Here is a 12,868-nt window from a genome sequence, read left to right on the forward strand (position 1 = left end):
GCCGAAGCGAGGCTGTCATACCTGGACAACCTGGCCGAAGTAGCCACCCACGCCAGCTTCCGGCACGGCGACGACTCCGGCCCGGTGGCGACTTCCGGTGCTGACGGCCCCGGCACAAACACGACTCCAGCCCCGTCGCGACTTCCGGCACGGCGGCGGCTCCGCAGGTAGCGGCTCCGATGTCGTGCAGTCCGGCCGACGAGTCTGGGAGAGGCGAGCCCGGCGAGTTTCGACTCCCACAGCAGCAACCCTGGTAGCCAGCACGTCCGGGGGTGACAGCCCGGACATGGCGAGCCAGCGTGGCGGCCAGCCCGGCAGCCAACAGCGCGGGCATGTGACGACTCCAGAGGTACGACGACGAGCCCGGTAGGCGGCAACCCCGCAGCGCAAACTCCATCGGTGGCACCCCGCAAGCGCCGACCCTCGGCGACCGGAGGCCAGCTCTTCGGCGGTGACCTTCGGGGGCTCGCGCGGTTCGCGGTAGGAACGCAGCCACCACGCGGCCCAGAACAGCGCCAGCGCACCGACCACGACGACCGCGACCCGCCAGCCCTGCCACGCCAGCCCTGCCACGCCAGCCCTGCCACGCCAGCGCCGACCGCCAGCAGGCGGCACCGGCGCGTGGATTACCCGGTGGGTGTCCACCTGTGCGCGCTGACAGGTGGAGCGCACCGGTAGACGGAGTGCACCGGTAGGCGGAGTGCACCGGTAGGGCTCGTCGCGACGGGTTCAGGACGCCATGGCGAGCCCTCCTTGCTGCGGAGGGAGGCGGCGGCCGGGTGACTCGGTCCACGCCAGTTCGAGTAGTGCGGCGGCTTGTCGGGTGCCTCGGCGGTCGCGGCGTCGGGCCAGGCGTTGCTCGACCAGGGCGCGGAAATGCGGTCCGCGCTCGCCGAGGTCGGCGAGTGACTGCTCCAGGCAGGCCAGGGCCATGCGTTGCGGACCTGTGCAGAGCAGGTCCGCGATCGCGACGTCGAGCGCGTGGACGCGCAGGCCGTCCAGTTCGACCACGTCTTTTTCGCGGATCCATGCCTGGTGGAACGTCAGTCCCGGGACGGAGCGCTTCTCCCGGTAGTACGGGATCGTGACGTGGACGACCGGTCCGGCCGCCGCCTCGCAGCCGTGCATGGCAGCGGCCGTCGGACCCGACAGCACCCCGGCCGGCCCCGCACGGAGGAGAGCAGCGCGTGCTCGGGTGCACGGATCGCCTTCGAGCGCGGCTGGAAGCACGACACCGGGCCACGGCTCGACGAGCCGCCGGTCTTCGAGTGCGGCCGCGAGTTCGTCGCCACCGAGCAACTGCTCGGCGTCCGCACGCAACATCGCGCGGTGGAGCTGGGCGGGAGCGCACCTCGCTGCGGAGGATGTTCCGGAAGCGCTTTCAGGACTGGGCTTCGGCCTGGAACCGGGGTCGGGAGATGGCCCGGAGTCGGGAGCCGAGTGGGCCTCCGCGCCGAGCCCGGGGCAGTCTGACTCGGAATCCGCACCGTCGGGATTGGACGGTGAACCGGTTCCGGACTGCTGCCCTGAGTCTTTAGGGCTGTCATGGCAATCCAGAAGACTCGCGGATGCCGCGCTGCCAATCCCCTGTCCAATCCGGACAGACAGATCAGTGGGCAGTGGCTCCACCGGGCGGTGGGCCGACGGACGTGCTGACGGGTCGGCAGCATGGCCGACGGCGCGGCCAGCAGCATGGCCACCGGCGCGGTCGGTGGGACGGTCGGCGAAGGCTTCGGGGTGAGCGGTGTTCGAGCGCATACATAAAAGAGGCCCGAACACCGCCTGTGGATTCACCTCGTTCGGGTGAAGCCAGCCCCGCGCTGGGACGAACGCGACGGCGTCAGTTCTCCAGAGCCCGCAGGGCCGTTCCCACCATGGCCCGGACTCCGACCAGCAGGGCGCGCTCGTCGAGCTCGAAGGTCGGCTGGTGCAGGTCCTTGGGCCGCACGACGTTCGAGTGCACGCCGAGCCGGGCGAACGAGCCGGGCACGTGCTCCAGGTACCAGCCGAAGTCCTCACCTCCGGAGGACTGCGGGGTCCCGGTCAGGGCCTGCTCGCCGAGGGCGGCGGTGATGCCCTCGCGCATGATCTCGGTGCTCGCCGCGTCGTTGACGACCGGCGGCACACCGCGGCGGTGGTGCAGGTCGAACCCGACGCCCAGCGGCGCCAGCAGGCTGTGCACGAGCTCGTGGATCAGCGGTTCCAGCTCCGCCCAGGTGTCCCGGTCGCCGGTGCGCAGGGTGCCCGTGAGCACGCCGTCCTGCGGAATGGCGTTGGCGGCCTCGCCCGCGTGCACCGCGCCCCACGCCAGCACGGTGCCGGTGCGCGGGTCGATCCGGCGCGACAGCAGGGTCGGCAGGCCGGTGATGACCGTGCCGAGCGCGTGCACCAGGTCGGCGGTCAGGTGCGGCCGGGAGGTGTGCCCGCCCGGCGAGGTCAGCCGCAGCTCGATGAGGTCGCTCGCCGAGGTGATCGGGCCCACCCGGGTGCCGATCCTGCCGACCGGCAGGCGCGGGTCGCAGTGCAGGCCGTAGATGCTGTCCACGCCTTCCAGGCCGCCGGCGTTGAGCACGTCGAGGGCCCCGCCGGGCATGACCTCCTCCGCGGGCTGGAAGATCAGCCGCACCCGCCCGGGCAGCTCCGGCGCCTCGGCCAGCGCCGACGCCGCGCCGAGCAGGATCGTGGTGTGCGCGTCGTGCCCGCAGGCGTGCGCGACACCATCCACTGTGGAGGAATACGGCAGGCCGGTCGCCTCGGTCAGCGGCAGGGCGTCGATGTCGGCGCGCAGCGCGACGGTGCGCTCGGCGGTGTCGGGGCCGATGTCGCAGATGAGCCCGGTGCCGACGGGCAGCAGCTTGGGGTTGAGGCCGGCGCGGGCGAGCCGGTCGGAGAGGAAGGCCGTGGTCCGGTGCTCGGCGCGGGAGAGCTCGGGGTGGGCGTGGATGTGCCGGCGCCACGCGACCACCCGGTGCGCGTTGTCCTCGATCCAGGCGTCCAGCCAGGCCGGTCCGTGCCCCGCACCGATGTCCTCAACCGCGGATTCCACACTGGACCCCACGGTGGACATGGTGCTGCCGATGCCGGTGGTCGGCCCGTCGAGCACCGCGACCCGCTCGGCGGTGTCCCAGCCGTCCCCCGGCACCGCGGGACGCCCGTTCGGGAACTGCCCTGGATCCGAATCCACTACCGTCACGCCACGCCTCCCGACGCGAAGAACTCTTCTGTTGAAGCACCCGGCCGCCCCTGCACCGCGGCCAGCAACCGGACCCGCTGGTCCGGGTCGGTCGCGGCGGCCACGGCGGTCCACGCCATCGCCACCGCCGCGTCGACCACCGCGCGGTCGGCCGAGGGCGACGCGCAGGCCGCGGCGAACTCCGCCTGGTGGTTGACCGCCGAACCGCAGTCCACCGCGATCATCGGATGGATCGCGGGCAGCCGCCTGGTGACGTTGCCCATGTCGGTGCTGCCGATGACGCGGTCCCGTTCCGCGGACCGGTCGAGCGGTTCGCGCCCGAGTTCGGTGATCGCCGCCCGGTACGCCTCCGACAGCCATTCGTCGGTGTCCAGCTCGGCGTACACCGGCGACACCTGCACGACCTCGGCGGTGCACCCGGTCGCGGTCGCACCCGCCTCGAAGCAGGCTCGAATGCGGTTCTCCAAGCGCTGCAAGGAGTGCGATTCGGCGGCACGCAGGTTGTAGACCGCCGCGGTGGCCGCGGGCACGATGTTCGGCGCCGCGCCACCTGCGGTAACGATACCGTGCACCATCTGCCGCGGCTCGAGGTGCTGGCGCAGCAGGCCGATGGCGACCTGGGCGACGGTGATCGCGTCGGCGGCGTTGACGCCCAGGTCCGGGGCCGCCGCGGCGTGCGCCGCCCGGCCCGAGTAGCGGACCTCGAGGTCGGTGATCGCCAGCGAACCCGGTCGGCACACCTCCTCGGGGCCGGGGTGCACCATCATGGCCAGCGCCACGTCGTCGAACACGCCGCGCTCCAGCATCAGCACCTTGCCGCCGCCGGTCTCCTCGGCCGGGGTGCCGATCAGCCGGACGGTGATGCCGAGGTCGTCGGCGACCGCGGCCAGCGCGAGGGCCGCTCCGGCGCCGGCTGCCGCGATGATGTTGTGCCCGCAGGCGTGACCGACCTCCGGCAGCGCGTCGTACTCGGCGCACACCCCGACGACCAGGTCTCCGGTGCCGTACTCGGCGACGAACGCGGTGTCCAGGCCGGCCACCGGAAGTCGCAGGTCGAAGCCGTGCGAGCGCATCAGCTCGGCGATCTTGGCGGCGCTGCGGTGCTCGGCGAACGCGAGCTCGGGCTCGGCGTGGATGGAGCGCGAGAGCGCCGTCAGCTCCTGCTCGGCGCGCTGCACGGTGCGATGGCAGGTGGCGCGCAACGAGTCGGTACGAGCGTCATCTCGGTGGTTGGGACCAGTACTCATTTGCGGCCCATCCTGCACGACGGGAACGCTTCGCGCGGGGTCGACCACGTCCTGAGAAGCCCACCGGTACGGGTCCTGCGGCGAGCGGCCGAAAACGATTCGGCGCGACTGAAGAAAGCATCCGGACGGCAGGGTGTGGGTCGGCACCGGTCGGGGGGCTTCCCGGTGCCGACCCACGTCTGTGGGGGCTCATGCCCCAGCTACTCGCACGTTGTTCGCGGAGCAGGCCGACGGGTTCGCCAGCCGCTCACGCTCGGTTGTGAAAATCCCACAGGTTCGCCGCCAGGTCTAGTCCATGCCGGAAATCTTCCGAAAGAATGTCGTGAAAACAGACCGCTCGGACTCTTTTCGCCGTTTCACTTCTTCTTCCACTGCACGAAGAACACCGGCTTGCCGCGCACTTTCCGGGAGACGAAGACCAGGCCGAGGATGACCGCTCCGGTCACGCCGATCGCCAGGCGCTGGCGTTCCGGCAGCTGCTGGGGGCCCTGCTGTCCCGGTTGCTGGGCCGGGCCCGGCGGCGGGGCGGGAGCCTGGGCGAGGACGGCATGGCCTGCGGGAACGGCGTGGCCCGCGTCGGCAGCGACCGCCGAAGGCGCCAGGACGAAGAGGCAGCCGATCACGAGGACTGCGAGCGCATGGGCTGTCCGCGACATGATGGCAGCACACCCTTCCCCAAGCACAGCGTTGCCGGGTCACCCCGACGTGGTCACCCTTACCGGTTCATTTGATCATATGCGGGCGCGCCCGTAACTCGATGCGTCCGACTTACCCCGGAACGTCGCAGTGGCCGGCGGGCAGCATCTCGCCCGCACGTGCCGCCTGGCCCCCACCAAGGCCCGACCATGATGGCGTGTGCCGGACGGAAGGCCGCACAAGGGTCGGTGACGAACATCCGGTGCCGAACACCGCCGGGCGTCCGGGTCCGGTCACAGGCCGGCGAGGTCGGCGACGACCCGTGCGCAGTCCATCACCTCGGCGCCGTCCTCGGCCTCGCCGTGCTCGACGCACCACAGGGCCGTCTCGACCTGGCGGGCGACCGACCACGCCTGCAGGCGCCGGACGTCCTCGCCGAGGACGTCGGCCACCAACGCGAACCGCTCCTTGAGCAGCAGGTCGGGGTCGTCGTGCTCGAAGGGGTCGTCGATCTGCTCCAGCAGCGGCCACGGGTCGTAGGCCGGGTCGCCGATCATCGGCTTGGGGTCGATCGCCAGCCAGCCGCCGTCGCGGTGCGCGGCCAGCAGGTTGCCCGGGTTGAAGTCGCCGTGCACGACGACCTCGCGTTCGGCCGTGCGCGGCAGCTCGCGCAGCAGGCCCGCTCCCAGCGCGACCAGTCCCGGGTCGACGGCGGGCCGGTGCCGCCGCATGCGGTCCTCCACCTCGTCGGCCCACTCGGCGGCGACGTCTGTGACCCGTTCGAACCCCGAATCCGCGGCCGGCGGGCGCCAGAGCTCGCGCAGGGCACTCGCGGCGGTGGTCAACAGCTCCTCCGGCACGCCGTCGTGCTCGGCCAGCTCGGTGCCGGGCTCGCAGCGCTCCACCAGCAGCGCGGAGAGGTCCGGGGCGTGGTGGAGCAGGCGCACCGCGCCGACGCCGTCCCACAGGCGCAGGGCTTGCGCCTCCCCCTCCATCTCGCGGTGCGGCCAGGTGATCTTCAGGACGGCGAGGGTGCCGTCCGGCGGCGACGCGGGAGCGACCCACGAGCAGCTCCCGCCATGGACGGGGTCGCCGAGGTCGAGCGACCAGCGGTCGCGCAGCTCCGCGATCATCCCGGGCAGGCGGGTCAGCCACTCGCGCTGCGAGTCGTCGTGCCGCATCTCGGCGAAGATCGGGAGGTCGGGCGGCAGGAGGTCGTCCACCGTGCCGAGTCTGCCCGAATCCGCTCGTGTGGCGCGGATACCGAGGTCAGGGCCTCGCCGCCGGGACTTTGTTCCCTTTCGAGTGAACGACGCGCGGTCATCCTGGTGTTGCACAGCAAGGAGTCCGCATGAACCGGTCCCACGAACCGCTCGCAGAGATGCCGTCCGTGCTCAGGCGACGCAGTCTGCTGGAGTCGATGACTCCGGACCACGACGGGCAGCTGATCGCCGCGGAGGCCCGCAGCCGTCGCTGCCGGACGAACCTGGCGCTGCTGCGCGCCCCGCTGGCGGGGCTCGACCTCGACACCCGGGACCAGGCGACGCTGACCTGGCTGGCCGACCGCGATCCCGATGCCGTCAACGCCGTCCGCGCCCTGCTCGAACGCGCCCGCGCCGCCCCGCCGATCCCGGACCGGGTGGTGGCCGACTGAGGCGGGCCGGGCTCAGCTCGCGGAGCCGCGCTCGCGGTCGAGCCGTTCGCCGAGCTCGTCGATCACCAGCGTGTCGCGGCGGATGCTGTCGGCCCGGTAGGCGGCACGTCCGACGAGCTGGGCGACGATCGGCGCGGTGAGCATCTGGAACAGGCCAACCAGCGCCAGCGCCAGCGCCTCCGGGAAGCCGAGCTGGAGCGCGGCACCGATCAGCACCAGGATCAGCCCGAGCGTCTGCGGCTTGGTCGCGGCCTGCAGGCGGGCGGCCACGTCCGGGAAGCTCAGCAGGCCGATCGCGCCGAGCAGGCACGACAGCGCGCCGCCGATCATCAGAACGGCCGAGACCACGTCGATCCAGTTCACCGGTACGGCTCCTTCCGCTCCACCAGCCGCGCCGCGCTCACCGAGCCGATGAACGCCAGCAGCGCGAACGCCAGCAGCAGTGCGATGTTCGAGGCGTCCTGCAGGTAGCCCATCCCGACGCAGGCGGAGGCGACGATCAGCGTGACGAACACGTCGACCGCGACGATCCGGTCGAGCGTGGTCCTGCCCCGCAGCAGCCGGACGATCACCAGCAGCCCGGCGACCGCCAGCAGCGCGAAGGTGATCGCGAAAACAACGGACATCGCTCAGCCCTCCGCCTTCGGGTGCGCCTCGACCATCGCCACCTCGGCGGGCGAGCCCACGGCCCGCACCACCTTGGCCTCGAGGCTCAGCACGTCGCGGCGCACCGACTCGGCGTCGTGCTCGCCCATGCCGAGCGCGTAGACGTAGCAGATGCGGTTGGCGCGGTCGATCTGCATGACGAACTTGCCCGGGGCCAGCGAAACCCCGTTGGCCACCATCGCGGTCAGGTGGTCGGAGTCGGTCAGCATCGTCACCGCGACGATGCCCGCCTTGGCGTTGGGGCCGTAGCGCACCGCCTGCCACGCGACCCTGGCCGTGGAGATCAGCAGGTCCCACGCCAGGTACAGCACCAGGTGGGCCAGCCGGTGCGGCCGGACGACGATGTTGGTGGTGATCGGCGGCATCGGGAACACCGCCGTCACCAGCAGCGCCACGATCAGGCCGAAGAACACCGTGCCCGCGTCGAGGGTGCCCCAGAGCATCACCCACACCAGCGTCAGCCAGAGCAGCAGCGGCAGGCGCCGCAGCACCCGCTTGCGCCTACTCATGCGCGACACCTCCCAGCACCGCCGTCCGGTACGTCTCGCCGTGCATGAGGTCGGTCGCGGCGCGTTCGCTGATGGCGGCCAGCGGCCCGGCGAGCACCGCGATCGCCACGCTGGAGGCGACCAGCACCCCGGTCGCGACGACCATCGGCGGTGACGAGGTGCCGGTGCCGACGACGAGCTCGTCGGTCGGGTCCGGGTCCGGCTCGGGGGCGCGGACCTGGCCCCAGAAGGCGCGGGTCCAGACCCTCGCCATGGCGTAGAGGGTCAGCAGGCTGGTCAGCACCGCGCCCGCGGTGACGGCGAACGCCGCGGTGGTGCCGGCGCCGACGCCGGCCTCCAGGAGCGCGAGCTTGGCGACGAAGCCGGAGAACGGCGGCACGCCCGCCAGGCTCAGCGCGGGCAGCGCGAACAGCACGGCGACCAGCGGTGCGGCCTTGGCCAGCCCGCCCATCCGGCTCAGCGCCACCGTGCCGGTGTGCCGCGTGATCAGACCGCTGACCAGGAACAGCGTCGCCTGCACGGTGATGTGGTGCACCACGTAGAGGATCACGCCGGTCAGGCCGGCCACGTCGTAGACGCCGAGCCCGAACAGCATGTAGCCGATGTGGCTGACCAGCAGGAACGACAGCATCCGGTTGAGGTCGTTCTGCGCCAGGGCGCCCAGCGCGCCGACGATCATGGTGATCAGCGCGATGCCCAGCATCAGCTTCCAGCTCTCGTGGTGGTGGAACACCAGGGTCTGGGTGCGGATCAGCGCGTAGATGCCGACCTTGGTCAGCAGGCCGGCGAACACGGCCGTGACCGGGGCGGGCGCGGTCGGGTAGCTGTCGGGCAGCCAGAAGTGCAGCGGCACCATCGCGGCCTTGACGCCGAAGACGATCACCACCAGCAGGCCGAGCGCGACCGTCAGGCCGTCGGGCAGCGCGTCGGCCTTGGCGCCCAGGTCGGCCAGGTTGATCGTGCCCGTCGAGGCGTAGACCAGCGCGATCATCGTGATGAACAGCAGCGAGGAGACCAGGCTGACGATGGTGTAGGTCATCCCCGCCCGGATGCGCTGGCTCGTCGTGCGCCGGGTGATCAGCACGTACGACGACGACAGCATGATCTCGAACGCGACGAAGAGGTTGAACAGGTCGCCCGTCAGGTATGCCAGCGACACGCCCGCGCACAGCATCAGGTACATCGGGTGGAACGTGGTGCTGGAGCGTTCCCGGCCGTAGTCGGCCACGCGCTGCCCGATCGAGTAGATCAGCACCGCGAAGGTGACCACCGACGACACCAGCAGCAGCAGGGCCGACAGCCGGTCGGCGACGAGGCTGATGCCGATCGGGGCGGGCCAGCCGCCCATCTGCAGCACCAGCGGCCCGTGCGCGTCGGCGAGGTGCAGCAGCACGCCGGCGTCGGCGATGATCGCGCCGAGCACGACGATGCCGATCACCCGCTGCACGTCGGCGAAGCGGCCGAGCGCGAGCGAGAGCGCGGCCGCGGCCAGCGGCAGCAGCACGGGCAGAGCCACCAGCACGGTCACCTGCTCACCTCCTCCTCGAGCTCCTCCTCGGCCTCCTCGGACTCGGCGAGCCTGCGCTCCAGGCGCATGATCCGGCGGTCCTCGACGTCGTCCTGGACCTCGTCGTGGCCGAGCAGCATCCAGGACCGGTAGGCCAGCGCGAGCAGGAAGGTGGTCAGCGCGAAGGTGATCACGATCGCTGTCAGGGCCAGCGCCTGCGGCAGCGGGTCGGTCATCTCGCCGGGGGGTGCGACCAAGAGCATCGGCGCCTTGCCCGGCGGGCCGCCGACTGTCTGCAGCATCAGGTTGGCGCCGTGGCCGAGGATCACGATGCCGATCAGGATCCGCATCAGCGAGCGCTGCATGATCAGGTAGAAGCCCGCCGAGTACAGCACGGCGAGCACGAAGGCCATCGTCAGGTTGATCGTCATCGCGCCTGCTCCCTCGCCGCGGCGTCGACGTCGGCCTCGATGCCCGAGCCCAGCGTCCGCAGCAGGTCCAGCACCACGCCGACGATCAGCAGGTACACCCCGGTGTCGAGCACGACGCTGGTGACCAGCTTGATCTGGCCCAGCAGCGGCAGGGTGAACTTGTAGATGGCGCTCTCCAGCACCTGCCCGCCTGCCAGCAGCGGCACGAAGCTGGTGACGGTGGCGATGGTCAGGCCGATGCCGATCAGCACCGGTGGCCGCAGCGGCACCGTGGAGCTGTCGTCGAGCCGCCCGCCCGCCAGGTAGCGCAGCACGAACGCCTGGCCGGCGACCAGTCCGCCGCTGAAGCCGCCGCCCGCCCGGTCGTGCCCGGCGAACAGCAGATACAGCGACAGCACGAGGACGGTCGGGAACGCGATGCGCGCGGTGAGCTCCAGCAGCACGGTGCGCTCCTGGCCGGGCCGCAGGAATCCGGTCAGCAGGAACCGCTCGCGCGGGGCGTCCCACCCGATCCAGGACCGGGTCTTGGTGTCGGGGCTCAATCGCGCACCTCCTCCTTCTGCTTCGGCTGCCGGACGACCGCTGTGGCGCGGGTGCTGCGTTTGCGCCGCTCGAAGCGCGAGGCCAGGATCAGGCTCGCCACGCCGGTCGCGGCCACTGCGAGCACCGAGATCTCGCCGACGGTGTCGAACGCGCGGAAGTCGACGATGATCGAGTTGACGACGTTGGTGGCCCCGGCGCCCTCCTCGGCCTGCGCGAGGTAGGAGTGGCTGATCGGCGGGACCTGGCGGGCCGAGCTGAAGATCAGCGCGGCGAAGGCGATGAAGGTCCCGGCCGCCGCGGCGATGAGCATCTTCGGCAGCCGCAGCGTCGTTTCCCCGGTTGAGAAGTGGGCGGGCAGCCTGCGCAGCACGAAGACGAACGCGACCAGCGTCAGCGTCTCGACCAGGAACTGCGCCAGCGCGAGGTCGGGCCCGCCGTCGACGATGAACAGCCCGCCGATGCCGTAGCCGACGACGCCGACCATGAGCACCGCGGTGAGCCTGCGGTGCGAGCGCAGCGCCGCGACGGCCGCGACGACGACCACGATCGCCAGCGGCACCTGGAGCAGGTTGTCGAAGAACCGCAGGTCCTCGGGGACGCTGGAGTTCAGCACCAGCGCCGTGCCCGGGACGGCGAGGACGGTCAGCAGGATGATGCCGACGTAGGTGGGCAGCGAACCGACCTGCAGGCGGCCGGTCACGCCGACCGCGACCCGCTCGAGCAGCCCCATCACCCGCTCGTAGCCGCGCTGGGCGTCCAGCGGTCTGGGCAGGTCGCGGCGGAACGCGGCCAGCCGGAAGCGCACCACGTGCAGCAGCGCGCCGCCGACCAGCGCGAGCGCGGTGCACACCAGCACCACGTTCACGCCGTGCCACAGCGCGAGGTGGTAGGTGGTGTTGCCGAGCTGTGACGCGTAGGTGGCGGCGAGGTAGTCGGGCACCCCGTAGACCACGCCGAGCACCACACCGACGACCGCGGGCACCGCGGTCGGCAGCAGCAGCCCCGGCCCGACCGGCTTGACCTCGGTCGGCGCGACACCTGGCTTGGTGGAGAACGCGCCCCACAGCAGCCTCGCGGTGTAGGCGACGGTCAGCATCGAACCGGCGACCAGTCCGGCCAGCACCCATTCGTGGCGGAGGTAGGCGGTGAAGGCGGCCTCCTTGCCGAGGAAGCCCAGCGTAGGCGGCACACCGGCCATCGACACCGCCGCCAGCCAGGCGACGCCGTTCACCCAGGGCACCTTTCGGCCCAGACCGGAGAGCTCCCGGACGTCGCGCGTGCCCGCGTTGTGGTCGACGATGCCGACGACCAGGAACAGCGTCCCTTTGAACATGCCGTGGGCCAGCAGCATCGTGGCGCCGGCCATGGCCGCGGTCGGCGTTCCGGCGCCGACCAGCACCATGATGAAGCCGAGCTGGCTGACCGTGCCGTAGGCGAGCAGCTTCTTCAGGTCGGTCTCGAACATCGCCCGCCAGCCGCCGACGAGCATGGTGGCCAGACCGAACAGCACGGTGGGCAGCCACCACTGCACGACCCCGACGAAGACCGGCGCGAGCCGGGCGACCAGGAACACGCCCGCCTTGACCATCGAAGCGGCGTGCAGGTAGGCGCTGATCGGCGTCGGGGCGACCATCGCCGCGGGCAGCCAGTTGTGGAACGGGATCTGCGCGGACTTGGTGAACGCGCCGACCAGGATCAGCACGGCGGCCACCGCGACCTGGGGTCCGGCGGGCGGGTGCGCGACCAGCGCCGAGATCCGGAAGGTGCCGGCCGCCTCGCCGAGCACGACGAAACCGAGCAGCATGACCAGGCCGCCGAGGCTGGTGATCATCAGCGCCTGCATCGCCGAACGCCGCGACTCCCGGCTCACGCCGGCCTGCCCGACCAGCAGGAACGAGCAGATGGTCGTCAGTTCCCAGAAGACGTAGACGGTGATCAGGTCGTCGGCCAGCACCAGCCCGAGCATCGCGGCGGCGAAGGTGAGCAGCAGCGGGCCGGAGCGCCGCGCGTCACCGCTGTCCCGCTGGAAGTACCAGGCCGAGTAGACCAGCACGAGCGCCCCGATGCCCGCGACCAGGACCGTCATCAGCACGCCCAGCGCGTCCAGCCGGAAGGCCAGCTCCAGGCCGATCGCCGGTGCCCACTCGACCACCTCGTCGATCGCCTGGCCGGAGAGCACCGGCCCGGACTTCGCCAGCACCCAGCCCAGCGCCGCGGCGGGCGGCACGGCCGCGACGAGGAAGGCGGCGCGGGTGTTGCGGCGGGCGACGAACACGAGTGCGAGGGCGACCAGCAGGTGCACGATGACGAACGCGAGCAAGGGCACCTCCTCAGGCGGCGGGCAGTACGGCGAACGCGACCCACCAACACCCGGCACCGGGATTGTTCGCCACCGCCACCTCGGGCGCACCGTGACAACGAGTGTCGATCCACTTCACCGCATCGGTTTCCGTGGCGACGTTCGACGCCGGCACGCGGGTGT

13 protein-coding genes are annotated in these 12,868 nt (G+C 71.5%); 1 reads left to right on the plus strand and 12 read right to left on the minus strand.

Translation table 11 applies throughout. The features are described from left to right. Positions 1–729 precede the first annotated feature (729 nt). The 5 genes from SACE_RS31420 to SACE_RS31440 form a co-directional block, all read right to left on the minus strand. The gene (locus SACE_RS31420; protein WP_009945091.1) at positions 730–1,323 is read right to left on the minus strand and encodes a hypothetical protein; all 594 of its coding nucleotides are present in this window, start codon (positions 1,321–1,323) and stop codon (positions 730–732) included. A gap of 517 nt (positions 1,324–1,840) precedes the next feature. Continuing rightward, a complete protein-coding gene (locus SACE_RS31425) occupies positions 1,841–3,193 on the minus strand; it encodes a M20 family metallopeptidase (protein ID WP_029621496.1) in 1,353 nt (450 codons plus the stop codon). Continuing rightward, entirely contained in the window at positions 3,190–4,440 is a 1,251-nt protein-coding gene (locus SACE_RS31430; protein ID WP_372491250.1) for an amidohydrolase, read from the minus strand. The genes SACE_RS31425 and SACE_RS31430 overlap by 4 nt, the downstream gene beginning before the upstream one ends. Positions 4,441–4,796: 356 nt before the next feature. After that, on the minus strand, positions 4,797–5,096 hold the full coding sequence (locus tag SACE_RS31435) for a hypothetical protein (protein ID WP_011875072.1): 300 nt from the start codon (positions 5,094–5,096) through the stop codon (positions 4,797–4,799). Between the two features lie 273 nt (positions 5,097–5,369). Then, positions 5,370–6,299 (minus strand): aminoglycoside phosphotransferase family protein, encoded by a 930-nt coding sequence (locus SACE_RS31440; protein ID WP_009945084.1) that lies wholly within the window; start codon positions 6,297–6,299, stop codon positions 5,370–5,372. Positions 6,300–6,427: 128 nt separating this feature from the next. Here SACE_RS31440 and SACE_RS31445 point away from each other — a divergent pair, with 128 nt between their 5' ends. After that, complete coding sequence (locus tag SACE_RS31445; RefSeq protein ID WP_009945082.1) at positions 6,428–6,730, plus strand: hypothetical protein; 303 nt, start codon at positions 6,428–6,430, stop codon at positions 6,728–6,730. Positions 6,731–6,742: 12 nt separating this feature from the next. On the opposite strand, the gene mnhG is transcribed toward SACE_RS31445, so the two are convergent. Genes mnhG through mbhE form a run of 7 tightly spaced genes read right to left on the minus strand, consistent with a single transcriptional unit; the run spans position 6,743 to position 12,706 of the window. After that, complete coding sequence (gene mnhG / locus SACE_RS31450; RefSeq protein ID WP_009945081.1) at positions 6,743–7,093, minus strand: monovalent cation/H(+) antiporter subunit G; 351 nt, start codon at positions 7,091–7,093, stop codon at positions 6,743–6,745. Next, complete coding sequence (locus tag SACE_RS31455) at positions 7,090–7,356, minus strand: MrpF/PhaF family protein (protein WP_009945080.1); 267 nt, start codon at positions 7,354–7,356, stop codon at positions 7,090–7,092. Before SACE_RS31455 ends, mnhG begins: the two co-directional genes overlap by 4 nt. A gap of 3 nt (positions 7,357–7,359) precedes the next feature. Beyond that, entirely contained in the window at positions 7,360–7,905 is a 546-nt protein-coding gene (locus SACE_RS31460) for a Na+/H+ antiporter subunit E (RefSeq protein WP_081468278.1), read from the minus strand. Beyond that, positions 7,898–9,433: a Na+/H+ antiporter subunit D gene (locus SACE_RS31465; protein WP_009945077.1), complete on the minus strand. Its 1,536-nt coding sequence runs from the start codon at positions 9,431–9,433 to the stop codon at positions 7,898–7,900. The genes SACE_RS31460 and SACE_RS31465 overlap by 8 nt, the downstream gene beginning before the upstream one ends. After that, on the minus strand, positions 9,430–9,843 hold the full coding sequence (locus SACE_RS31470; RefSeq protein WP_009945076.1) for a Na(+)/H(+) antiporter subunit C: 414 nt from the start codon (positions 9,841–9,843) through the stop codon (positions 9,430–9,432). Before SACE_RS31470 ends, SACE_RS31465 begins: the two co-directional genes overlap by 4 nt. Continuing rightward, on the minus strand, positions 9,840–10,385 hold the full coding sequence (locus tag SACE_RS31475) for an MnhB domain-containing protein (protein WP_009945075.1): 546 nt from the start codon (positions 10,383–10,385) through the stop codon (positions 9,840–9,842). Before SACE_RS31475 ends, SACE_RS31470 begins: the two co-directional genes overlap by 4 nt. After that, complete coding sequence (gene mbhE / locus SACE_RS31480) at positions 10,382–12,706, minus strand: hydrogen gas-evolving membrane-bound hydrogenase subunit E (RefSeq protein ID WP_009945073.1); 2,325 nt, start codon at positions 12,704–12,706, stop codon at positions 10,382–10,384. Before mbhE ends, SACE_RS31475 begins: the two co-directional genes overlap by 4 nt. Positions 12,707–12,868 lie beyond the last annotated feature (162 nt).

The sequence above is a fragment of the Saccharopolyspora erythraea NRRL 2338 genome (assembly GCF_000062885.1).
In the GTDB taxonomy this organism is placed as follows: domain Bacteria; phylum Actinomycetota; class Actinomycetes; order Mycobacteriales; family Pseudonocardiaceae; genus Saccharopolyspora_D; species Saccharopolyspora_D erythraea.

Bases quoted from the DNA above. Each gene is read 5' to 3' on its own strand.
- SACE_RS31430 (WP_372491250.1), bottom strand. From the start codon at position 4,440: ATGAGTACTGGTCCCAACCACCGAGATGACGCTCGTACCGACTCGTTG.
- SACE_RS31445 (WP_009945082.1), top strand. From the start codon at position 6,428: ATGAACCGGTCCCACGAACCGCTCGCAGAGATGCCGTCCGTGCTCAGG.
- SACE_RS31435 (WP_011875072.1), bottom strand. From the start codon at position 5,096: ATGTCGCGGACAGCCCATGCGCTCGCAGTCCTCGTGATCGGCTGCCTC.
- SACE_RS31460 (WP_081468278.1), bottom strand. From the start codon at position 7,905: ATGAGTAGGCGCAAGCGGGTGCTGCGGCGCCTGCCGCTGCTGCTCTGG.
- SACE_RS31470 (WP_009945076.1), bottom strand. From the start codon at position 9,843: ATGACGATCAACCTGACGATGGCCTTCGTGCTCGCCGTGCTGTACTCG.
- SACE_RS31420 (WP_009945091.1), bottom strand. From the start codon at position 1,323: ATGTTGCGTGCGGACGCCGAGCAGTTGCTCGGTGGCGACGAACTCGCG.
- SACE_RS31455 (WP_009945080.1), bottom strand. From the start codon at position 7,356: ATGTCCGTTGTTTTCGCGATCACCTTCGCGCTGCTGGCGGTCGCCGGG.